Annotated in this window: 9 protein-coding genes; 4 read left to right on the forward strand and 5 right to left on the reverse strand. The window is 39.2% G+C overall.

Going from position 1 to position 9,892, the window contains the following annotated elements; all coding sequences use genetic code 11:
- Positions 1-152 precede the first annotated feature (152 nt).
- The 5 genes from DRW42_RS28155 to DRW42_RS28175 all read right to left on the reverse strand — a co-directional run bounded on the left by DRW42_RS28155 (position 153) and on the right by DRW42_RS28175 (position 5,247).
- On the reverse strand, positions 153-464 hold the full coding sequence (locus DRW42_RS28155; RefSeq protein WP_113952194.1) for a type II toxin-antitoxin system RelE/ParE family toxin: 312 nt from the start codon (positions 462-464) through the stop codon (positions 153-155).
- Positions 458-685, reverse strand: a complete 228-nt coding sequence (locus DRW42_RS28160; RefSeq protein ID WP_113952195.1) for a hypothetical protein — start codon at positions 683-685, stop codon at positions 458-460. The genes DRW42_RS28155 and DRW42_RS28160 overlap by 7 nt, the downstream gene beginning before the upstream one ends.
- Before the next feature lie 346 nt (positions 686-1,031).
- A complete protein-coding gene (locus DRW42_RS28165; RefSeq protein WP_113952196.1) occupies positions 1,032-2,312 on the reverse strand; it encodes an adenylosuccinate synthase in 1,281 nt (426 codons plus the stop codon).
- 38 nt (positions 2,313-2,350) lie between these two features.
- Positions 2,351-2,848: a Fur family transcriptional regulator gene (locus tag DRW42_RS28170; protein ID WP_113952197.1), complete on the reverse strand. Its 498-nt coding sequence runs from the start codon at positions 2,846-2,848 to the stop codon at positions 2,351-2,353.
- A gap of 191 nt (positions 2,849-3,039) precedes the next feature.
- A complete protein-coding gene (locus DRW42_RS28175) occupies positions 3,040-5,247 on the reverse strand; it encodes a RelA/SpoT family protein (RefSeq protein WP_113952198.1) in 2,208 nt (735 codons plus the stop codon).
- Positions 5,248-5,356: 109 nt separating this feature from the next.
- Here DRW42_RS28175 and DRW42_RS28180 point away from each other — a divergent pair, with 109 nt between their 5' ends.
- From DRW42_RS28180 to DRW42_RS28195, 4 genes are all read left to right on the forward strand, one after another.
- Positions 5,357-5,971 carry a DUF4294 domain-containing protein gene (locus DRW42_RS28180; protein ID WP_113952199.1) on the forward strand — a complete coding sequence of 205 codons (615 nt, stop codon included), beginning with the start codon at positions 5,357-5,359 and terminating at the stop codon, positions 5,969-5,971.
- A gap of 7 nt (positions 5,972-5,978) precedes the next feature.
- The gene (locus DRW42_RS28185; RefSeq protein ID WP_113952200.1) at positions 5,979-6,491 is read left to right on the forward strand and encodes a glutathione peroxidase; all 513 of its coding nucleotides are present in this window, start codon (positions 5,979-5,981) and stop codon (positions 6,489-6,491) included.
- Between the two features lie 6 nt (positions 6,492-6,497).
- Positions 6,498-7,214 (forward strand): bacillithiol biosynthesis deacetylase BshB1, encoded by a 717-nt coding sequence (bshB1, locus tag DRW42_RS28190; protein ID WP_113952201.1) that lies wholly within the window; start codon positions 6,498-6,500, stop codon positions 7,212-7,214.
- Positions 7,215-7,406: 192 nt separating this feature from the next.
- Positions 7,407-8,768, forward strand: a complete 1,362-nt coding sequence (locus tag DRW42_RS28195; RefSeq protein ID WP_113952202.1) for an acyl-CoA dehydrogenase family protein — start codon at positions 7,407-7,409, stop codon at positions 8,766-8,768.
- The last annotated feature ends 1,124 nt before the right edge of the window (positions 8,769-9,892 follow it).

A 9,892-nucleotide genomic window follows, 5' to 3' on the forward strand; every position in this document is an offset into this window, starting at 1 on the left:
AGCAACGGCTGTATTTTTTTATACCCTTTTTAGTCAGCCCCGACGAGACAAGCGATTTTATCGCTTAACTTTATCTATTCACATTGCAAATGTGAATCTCATACATCCTCGTTGCAAACGAGGACGATGTAGGAGTAAATATGGGCGATGGATTATAAATCAATGTTTTTAGGATTCATTTTGGTGTGCCTAATCCTCAGTATTCTGATAATTTGATCTTCGTTCCGGTAAGATACCCTAAAGTGATGCTTTTCAAAGGCACGGTATGTTCCGTCATTATCTTTTTTATACTGATCGATTTTATATTTTTCAGGATGTTGGACTATATTTCCTACTGCTTGGGTTAAGTCATTTATAACCATTATTGCATTTTGGACAGATTCTTGGCTAATGTACTTATAGATTTCTTTTAATTGGTTTTTAGCCGGTTTAGTCCAAACGATTTTGAGAATATTGGTTACCAACTTTTAATCTCATTTAATAACTCATCATGGGAGATGTAATTGCCGTTTTTAAACTCACTTTCAGCGGCTAAAAGTTCATTGTTATACTCTTCTATAGTAATCTTTTGATTCTCTTTTTTTCCTTTTATAAAGCTTTTAAGCATTTCTACTACTGAAGTTTTTTCGGCATCGTTTAGCTGGGTAAAATAATTCAGCATTTCGCTTTCTAATATGGTTGCCATAATAAAGTTTTATTCTCAAAAATAATCAAATTGGTACTGAAAAACAAGTGTTTATACCTTTTGTAAGTAAACATGATTGGTAATAAAGGTGATTTTATCGGGGATATCGTCATTTCGAGCGGAGTGCAAGGAAGTCGAGAAATCTAACTAGAGATATACTTCTAGATAGATCTCTCCATTTCGCTACGCTACAGTCGAGATGACGACTTGATGGTAGATAGCGAATGACGCTTCAAACAAAAAAGCAACCCTTTATGGATTGCTTTTCTTTTACTTGTCGTCATGCTGAATTTATTTAAGCATCTTAATAGACCCTAAAATAAATTCAGGGTGACGGTATTGCGTATTAATGTAATTCTAAAGTTTGTGCCCTATCTGGTCCTACAGAAAGGAATTTGATTGGAACTTCCAATTCTTTTTCTAAAAATGCGATGTAATCAGTCAATTTAGCTGGAATTTGATCTACAGAAGTAATTTTGGTCACATCTGTAGCCCAACCGTCGATTGCTTTTAATACCGGTTTTGGTTCGATCGAAATAATGTCGTAAGGCATATAATCAATTGTTTCGCCATTATATTCGTAATGTGTACAAGCATAAATGGTATCGAAAGTATCCAGTACATCAGCTTTCATCATAATCAACTCGGTTACACCGTTTAACATGATGGCATATTTTAACGCAGGAAGATCGATCCAGCCACAACGACGGGCACGGCCTGTAGTTGCGCCAAATTCGTGACCTAATGCACGTAAGTTTTCACCAACTTCGTTATCCAATTCGGTTGGGAACGGACCGCCACCAACACGGGTACAATAAGCTTTAAAAATGCCATAAACAGCACCAACTTTGTTAGGCGCAATACCTAAACCAGTACATGCACCAGCAGTTGTAGTGTTGCTCGAAGTTACAAAAGGGTACGAACCGAAATCAACATCCAGTAAAGTTCCCTGTGCACCTTCGGCCAAAACCGCTTTTCCTTCTTTTAAATAGCCATTAACAAAATGTTCGCTATCTACGTGAGGGATGGTTTTCAGGAATTCGATTGCTTCGAAGAAAGCCGCTTCTTTTTCGGTTAATTCATATTCGAAACCTTCGTAATGAGAAAGGATTTCGGTATGTTTTTCTACCAGTTTAGCATAACGCTCTTTAAAATCAGGCAGGGTAGTATCACCAACACGTAAACCGTTACGACCGGTTTTATCCATATAAGTTGGACCAATACCTTTTAATGTTGAACCGATTTTATTTTTACCCATGCGTGCCTCGTTTGCAGCATCCAATAACTGGTGTGTAGGTAAAATTAAATGTGCTTTACGGGCAATTACCAATTTACCGTCGGCAACGGGATCGTGACCAGCTTTTTTTAAATTATCAAGCTCTCTTTTTAAAATGATAGGATCGATAACTACACCATTTCCAATTAAATTCATGGTTTTTTCGTTGAAAATTCCTGATGGAATGGTATTTAAAACGAATTTTTTGCCATCGAACTCTAAGGTATGTCCGGCATTTGGGCCGCCCTGAAAACGGGCAATAAGATCATATTTTGGACTTAGTACATCAACGATTTTTCCCTTTCCTTCGTCGCCCCATTGCAGGCCGAGAAGTACATCTACTTGCGTCATTATTAAAAATTTAAGCTTGTTTTATTTTATGTATTGATTTAATTTGCTTTAAGATCCGCTGCTGCGGCCGCACTCTCATTCACTTTCCTGGCAACGCTGCAATCAGAACAGAACCCATAAAGATTCAATGAATGGTGCTTGATATCAAACTTTAACAGATCGCCAACCATGGTCTGGATCTGGTGGATACGTGGATCACAGAATTCTACTACCTTACCGCATTCAATACAGATCACGTGATCGTGCTGACGGTAACCGTAAGATTTTTCGAATTGTGCCATGTTTTTGCCAAACTGGTGTTTGGTCACTAAATCGCACGAAACCAATAATTCTAAAGTATTGTAAACCGTAGCACGGCTAACGCGGTACTTTTGGTTTTTCATGTGGATATAAAGTGTTTCAACATCAAAGTGGTCGTTTCTTGAATAGATTTCCTCTAATATGGCGAAACGCTCTGGTGTTTTACGTAGATTTTTGTTTTCTAAATAAGCCTCAAAAATCTTGCGAACGAGCTCATTTGTATTTTGTTCAGACATAGTTTTTAAACTCCATTCAAAGGTAGTTAAATTGTTTTGAAAAATGATTACCACCGATCAAATGATTACACAGATTTGGTAATTAGTCGGAGGTCCGGTGTCGGGAGTTAGGGGTTTAAATTGCAAATAACTTGCGACTTAACATACGAAATCCTGACTTCAGACTCCGGACTGCCGACTTTCGGACTCTCTTAGGCATCAAACCTGGTAACCCCGGTAACACCCCTCACTTTTAGTAAATTTTTGATCAGGTTTTCGAGGTGTTCGGTATCATTTACGAAAATCATGATCGATCCTTCAAATATTCCTTCGTTGGTATCAACCGTAATGGAACGCATGTTCACTTTAAAATCAGTCGAAATTACCCTGGTAATATTGTTGATCAAACCTACATCATCAATACCTACAATTTTTAAACCGGTTAAGAAAGTCAGTTCTTTTTGTCGGTTCCATTTGGCTTTTACCACGCGGTAACCATAATTGGCCATTAGCTGTGCTGCATTAGGGCAATTGGTACGGTGTATTTTAATGCCTTCGCTTACGGTAATAAATCCAAAAACATCATCTCCCGGTATCGGATTACAGCAGGGCGCCAATGTATAATCAATGCGCTGCATATCTTCGCCAATCAGTAGAATATCGGATTCGCCACCTTTAATTTTACTCTTGATCCCGTCGACAGTCAGATTTTCAGGACGTTCAGGTCCACGGTTTTCTACTTCTTTTTCGCTCGACAGGTATTCCCTGATGTCTTTCAGTTCGATTTTTCCAAGCGCAACATTTACAAAAAGTTCCTGTGTTGAAGGAAGTTTAAAGAAATAGCTTAATTTCTGTATATTATCGGTATTGTAGGTGATTTTCAGTGATTTTAGCTTTCTTTCTAGAATTTCCTTGCCATTTTCGGCAATTTTTCGCTTTTCTTCCTTTAAAGACGATTTTATTTTTGATTTGGCCTTTGCAGTTACCACTACATTTAGCCAGTCTTCTTTCGGACTTTGTTTGCTCGAAGTAATAATCTCTACCTGATCACCATTCTGTAATTTATACGAAATCGGGACCAGTTTATGGTTTACTTTTGCCCCGATACAGGTTGCGCCAACATCGGTATGGATCTCAAAAGCGAAATCTAAAGCAGTAGCGCCTAAAGGCAATTGGATCAAAGCTCCTTTTGGTGTGAAAATGAAAATCTCATCAGAGAAAAGGTTCATTTTAAAATCATCGAGGAAATCCAGTGCGTTGGCTTCAGGATTACTCAGCATTTCCCTTACTTTCTGGATCCATTGATCCAAACCGTTATCGTTGCTCGATTCTTTGTATTTCCAATGTGCCGCAAAACCTTTTTCCGCAATTTCGTTCATACGTTGTGTACGGATTTGTACCTCCACCCATTGTCCGCGTGGTCCCATCACCGTAGTATGCAAACTTTCGTAGCCATTTCCTTTTGGAGAGGAAACCCAATCGCGTAAGCGATCTGGATTGGGACGATATAAATCGGTTACAATCGAATAAGCTTTCCAGCAGTCGGCTTTTTCATTTTCAGGTGCCGAATCCAGGATAATCCTGATGGCAAAAAGATCATAAACCTCTTCGAAAGGAATATTTTTCTTTTTCATTTTATTCCAGATGGAGTGGATGGACTTCGGCCGGCCGTAAACATCGGCCACTAAACCCTGCTCATGCACAATTTCATCAATCGGTTCTACGAATTTTTTAATGAAAAGTGCGCGTTCTGCTTTTTTCTCGTTTAACTTTTTCGCGATGAATTTATAGGTGTCGGGATCAAGATATTTCATCGAAAGATCTTCCAGTTCCGATTTTATCGCATATAAACCCAAACGATGGGCGAGTGGGGCGTATAAATAAATGGTTTCGGATGCGATTTTAAGCTGCTTGTGGCGCGGCATAAAATCCATTGTACGCATATTGTGCAAACGGTCGGCGAGTTTAATCAGGATTACCCTAACATCATCGGCGAGGGTAAGCAGCATTTTACGAAAGTTTTCGGCCTGTAAAGAGCTGTTTGTATCAAAAACACCTGAAATTTTGGTTAAACCATCGATAATTTTAGCCGTTTTCTTGCCAAATTCGCGTTCAATATCTTCTAAAGTGATATCGGTATCTTCTACCACATCGTGTAACAATGCACATACGATAGAGGTTGTACCAAGGCCTATTTCTTCAGCTGCAATCTGTGCTACGGCAATGGGATGGTAGATATAAGGTTCGCCTGATTTGCGGCGCATATCTTTATGACTTTCGAGTGCCATATCGAAAGCTTTTCTGATTTCTTTTTTATCACCCTTTTGCAGGGTAGATTTGCTTGCCCGTAGTAACGCCCTGTATCTTTTTAGAATTTCCTGCTTTTCCGCCTCTAAATCAATCACTAACTCTGTTTTCATTTGTATTTTTTGCGTAAAAATTGCGTCTTATTTCTGAATAAAACTTATATTAGTTTTGTGAAACACCTAATATATGAAATAACACCTAACTTTGTAAAAGTATAAATTTATGAAATTTAAAGGGCTCTTTTTTCTTTGTATTGTAATGATTTGTAGCATTTCGCTATGGGCACAGGATCCTGCGGCCCCAATATTCCCTAAATTGGGTAAAAGCGATACAATCAGGGTGGCCTCAACAAATGATAACGGCGTGATGATCCCATGGATGCAGCTTAATGAAGTAAACGTCTATGCCGCAAGGATCTGGAAATCGCCTGCAGAACAGGCAGCTTATAACCGGTTAAGATATAATGTATTAAAAGTAATGCCTTATGCGCTGTTTGCAAAACGCAGGTATGAGCAACTGGAACAGGATATTGCGCGTACCCCTGAAAAAAAAGAGCAGAAACAACTGGTTAAGCAATGCGATAAAGAGATTAAAGACATGTTTAACCGTGAAATAAAGGAATTAACGATTACACAGGGGCAGATTTTAACAAAACTGATCGACCGTGAGGTGGGCAGAACAACATACGATATTATTAAACAGACTAAAGGTGGTTTTGCGGCCTTTTCTTATCAGATTGTTGCCCGTGTGGTAGGCCATAATTTAAAAAGTACTTACGATCCGAATGAAGACAGGGATATAGAATCTATTATCCGTACCTCCGGATTTTATCAATAAAATTATAATGCAGGAAAGCATTCCGAATATCTATTCTTTCAAGGTTAAAAAAATCAATGGCGAAGAACAGCCGTTATCAGCCTACCGAAATAAGGTTGTATTAATTGTAAATACAGCATCTGAGTGTGGTTTCACACCTCAATTAAAGGAATTACAGCAGCTTAAAGACGAAATCAACAATCCTGATTTTGAAATTTTGGGTTTCCCGACCAACGATTTTGGAAAGCAGGAGCCTTTAAATGGTTCGGATATCGCTTCATTCTGCGAAATCAACCATGGGGTAAAATTCCCTGTTTTTGATAAAATTATGGTGCGTGGCGCACATGCCCATCCACTTTATCAGTTTTTGAGTGATAAGAAACAGAATTCAAAATTAAGTTCTAAACCCCGTTGGAACTTTCATAAATATATTGTGAACAAAAATGGCGAACTGGTAGATTATTTTTTGCCTTTCACCAAACCGTTGAGTTCGAAGATTAAAAAGAAAATTCAGCAATTGCTGAACCAAAATGCCCAATAAGACATCATGAAATTAGATATTTTAGTTATAGCCGTGCATCCCGATGATGCAGAGCTTTGCTGTTCAGGTACAATTTTAAAACATATTGCCCTCGGTAAAAAGGTAGGGATTGTAGATTTAACCCGTGGCGAACTGGGTACACGTGGTACCGCCGAAACCAGGGATGAAGAAGCCAAAGACTCTGCAAGGATTTTAGGTTTACATGCCCGCGAGAACCTTGGCCTGCGTGATGGATTTTTTCTGAACGACGAATTTCACCGTTTGGAAGTGATTAAGGTGATCAGAAAATACCAGCCTGAAATTATTTTAAGCAATGCATTGGAAGACCGTCATCCCGACCATGGTAGGGCAGGCGACCTGGTTTACGATTCGGTATTTTTATCGGGTTTGCCAAAGATTGAAACTTCGGTAGATGGCATTAAACAGGAAGCACACCGCCCAAGGTTGTTGCTGCAGTATATACAAGACAGGTACATCAAACCCGATATTATTGTAGATATCACAGCACATATTGATAAAAAAATCGAATCCATTAAAGCTTTTAAAACGCAGTTTTACAATCCTGATGTAGAAGGGCTTCAAACCTATATTTCTTCGCCCGAATTTTTCGAAAGTATGATCGGCAGAGCGAGGGAATTTGGTAAAAGTATCGGTGCTACCTTTGGAGAGGGTTTTACTTCGAGGAAATTACTGGGCGTTGATAATTTGTTTGATTTAAGGTAATAAGAGCTGTCGTTCTTGAATTAAACGTTCCTATGTATTCGTCACCCTGAACTTGTTTCAGGGTCTTTTATGAAATAGACTTTAAGCTTGCTTTGTAAGACCCTGAAATGAATTCAGGGTGACGCCGAGAATAAGGGAAATCCTATACCCAACAAAACCGCCCATTATTTGTTATTCTCAAAACGAATAATAATGGCGAATATATTCTCATCTCTCAAAAACGCTTACAATCTTTTTAAACATGTAGATTTCGATAAGTTAGAGGCTTTATCAAAAAAAGTTGACCTGCCCAAAATGGTCGAAACCATATCCAGCCTGGATGATAAACAGATCCAGGGCATGATGAAAATGATGGGTGGATCGCATAAAAAGAAGGAATTGCCCCCAATTGAAGGTGATTTTTATCACCTTGGCGATGAAGCCTTAAAAGATGAAGACCGCGAACTCCAGTTAAAAGTGCGTGCTTTTTTAGAAAAAGAGGTAAAACCAATCGTAAACCATTATTGGAACAAAGCCGAATTTCCTTTTGAAATTATACCAAAACTTGCCGAACTCAATATTTGTGGCTTAACCTATAAAGGTTATGGCTGTCCGGGGAAATCTAATTTGATGGAAGGTATTTTAGCGATGGAAATGGCGCGGATTGATACCTCTATTTCTACATTTTTTGGTGTACAGAGCGGTTTGGCCATGGGATCGATCTATTTATGCGGCTCGGAAGAACAAAAACAGCAATGGTTGCCCTTAATGCAGCAATTTAAAATTATTGGTGCATTTGGCTTAACTGAGCCAGAAGTAGGTTCGGCCGCTGCCGGAGGCTTAACGACTACCTGTAAAAAAGTAGATGGCAAATGGGTATTGAACGGACAGAAAAAATGGATCGGAAATGCCACTTTTGCCGATATCCTGATTATTTGGGCCCGGGATGAGGAAAGTGGTGATGTGAAAGGTTTTATTGTTAAAAAGGATAATCCGGGTTTTGCTGTAGAAAAAATGCAGGATAAAATGGCCTTGCGCATTGTGCAGAATGGAATTATTACCTTAACCAACTGTGAAGTAGAAGAAGCCGATCGTTTACAAAATGCAAACTCGTTTAAAGATACAGCCAAAGTATTGCAGATGACGAGGGCCGGAGTGGCCTGGCAGGCCGTAGGTTGCGCACGTGGAGCATATGAAAACGCGCTCGAATATACACGCAACCGAAAACAGTTTGGTAAACCTATTGCCAGCTTTCAGCTGATCCAAAATCATTTGGTTGAGATGTTATCAAATTTAACTGCGATGCAGACACTTTGTTTTAGGTTGTCGCAACTGCAGGACCAGGGTTTGCTAAAAGATGAACATGCTTCGCTGGCCAAAGTATTCTGTTCGTTAAGAACACGAGATGTAGTGAGCAAAGCCAGGGAAGTTATGGGCGGCAATGGTATTTTACTGGAGTATAATGTTGCCCGTTTCGTGGCCGATGCAGAAGCCATTTATTCGTACGAGGGTACGAAAGAAATTAATACATTAATTGTTGGTAGGGCGATTACTGGTTTTTCGGCCTTTGTTTAGGGGCCTCACGAAGTTTGAAAGGGTAAGCGCAGTGTGGGAACTTCGTTAGTTTTAAGCTGGGGTAATTAGTGGTTTCTTTGTCTGAGCGTAGCCGAAGACCATGCGGTGCAATAAATAAGGAAATTTTAACGGTTTGGAAATGAATGTCAATATTTCATACGTTCTGTAGTCCCGCCATTTGCTTCAATCTTTTTGCAGGTTTTGAAGTGCTGAGGTACGAAGCATCTTTTTCATAGGTTATAGATGATAGCCTATTAAGGTTGCTGCAGACAAAAAGGATTTTCGCTACTGTCGGGTTTATTCAACAGCGGTTCGTTCCTCAGGGTACAAACTTTGCTCCTAAACCCGATTTCAGCGAACATCCCGATTTTTCATCGGGATAAAGCGTAAAGCGGGACTGAAAATTCCAAGTGCACAGAACCTTTCATTTCCAAATCAATAAAAAATCAAAATTTTACGGAAATTAGCTCATTATTTATTCCGTTCTGTGAGGACACAGACAGGGGAGTTGGAGAATGATTTTACACTGTGATATTATTTTTTGGAAATGAACGTCAGTATTTCATAGGCGCTGTAGTCCCGCCATTTGCTTCAATCTTTTTGCAGGTTTTGAAGTGCTGAGGTACCAAAGATCTTTTTCATAGGTTATAGATGACAGTATATTAAGGTGCTGCAAACAAAAAGGATTTTCGCTACTGTCGGGTTTATTCAACAGCGGTTCGTTCCTTGGGGTACAAACTTTGTAACTAAACCCGATTGCAGCGAACATCCCGATTTTTCATCGGGATAAAGCGTAAAGCGGGACTGAAAATGCCAAGTGCACAGAACCTTTCATTTCCAAATCAATAAAAAATCAAAATTTTACGGAAATTAGCTCATTATTTATTCCGTTCTGTGAGGACACAGACAGGGGAGTTGGAGAATGATTTTACACTGTGATATTATTTTTTGGAAATGAACGTCAGTATTTCATAGGCGCTGTAGTCCCGCCATTTGCTTCAATCTTTTTGCAGGTTTTGAAGTGCTGAGGTACCAAAGATCTTTTTCATAGGTTATAGATGACAGTATATTAAGGTGCTGCAAACAAAAAGGATTTTCGCTACTGTCGGGTTTATTCAACAGCG

The sequence above is a fragment of the Pedobacter miscanthi genome (genome assembly GCF_003315595.1).
Taxonomy (GTDB): domain Bacteria; phylum Bacteroidota; class Bacteroidia; order Sphingobacteriales; family Sphingobacteriaceae; genus Pedobacter; species Pedobacter miscanthi.

Bases quoted from the DNA above. Each gene is read 5' to 3' on its own strand.
- DRW42_RS28160 (WP_113952195.1), bottom strand. From the start codon at position 685: ATGGCAACCATATTAGAAAGCGAAATGCTGAATTATTTTACCCAGCTA.
- DRW42_RS28165 (WP_113952196.1), bottom strand. From the start codon at position 2,312: ATGACGCAAGTAGATGTACTTCTCGGCCTGCAATGGGGCGACGAAGGA.
- DRW42_RS28170 (WP_113952197.1), bottom strand. From the start codon at position 2,848: ATGTCTGAACAAAATACAAATGAGCTCGTTCGCAAGATTTTTGAGGCT.
- DRW42_RS28175 (WP_113952198.1), bottom strand. From the start codon at position 5,247: ATGAAAACAGAGTTAGTGATTGATTTAGAGGCGGAAAAGCAGGAAATT.
- DRW42_RS28180 (WP_113952199.1), top strand. From the start codon at position 5,357: ATGAAATTTAAAGGGCTCTTTTTTCTTTGTATTGTAATGATTTGTAGC.
- DRW42_RS28185 (WP_113952200.1), top strand. From the start codon at position 5,979: ATGCAGGAAAGCATTCCGAATATCTATTCTTTCAAGGTTAAAAAAATC.
- bshB1 (WP_113952201.1), top strand. From the start codon at position 6,498: ATGAAATTAGATATTTTAGTTATAGCCGTGCATCCCGATGATGCAGAG.
- DRW42_RS28195 (WP_113952202.1), top strand. From the start codon at position 7,407: ATGGCGAATATATTCTCATCTCTCAAAAACGCTTACAATCTTTTTAAA.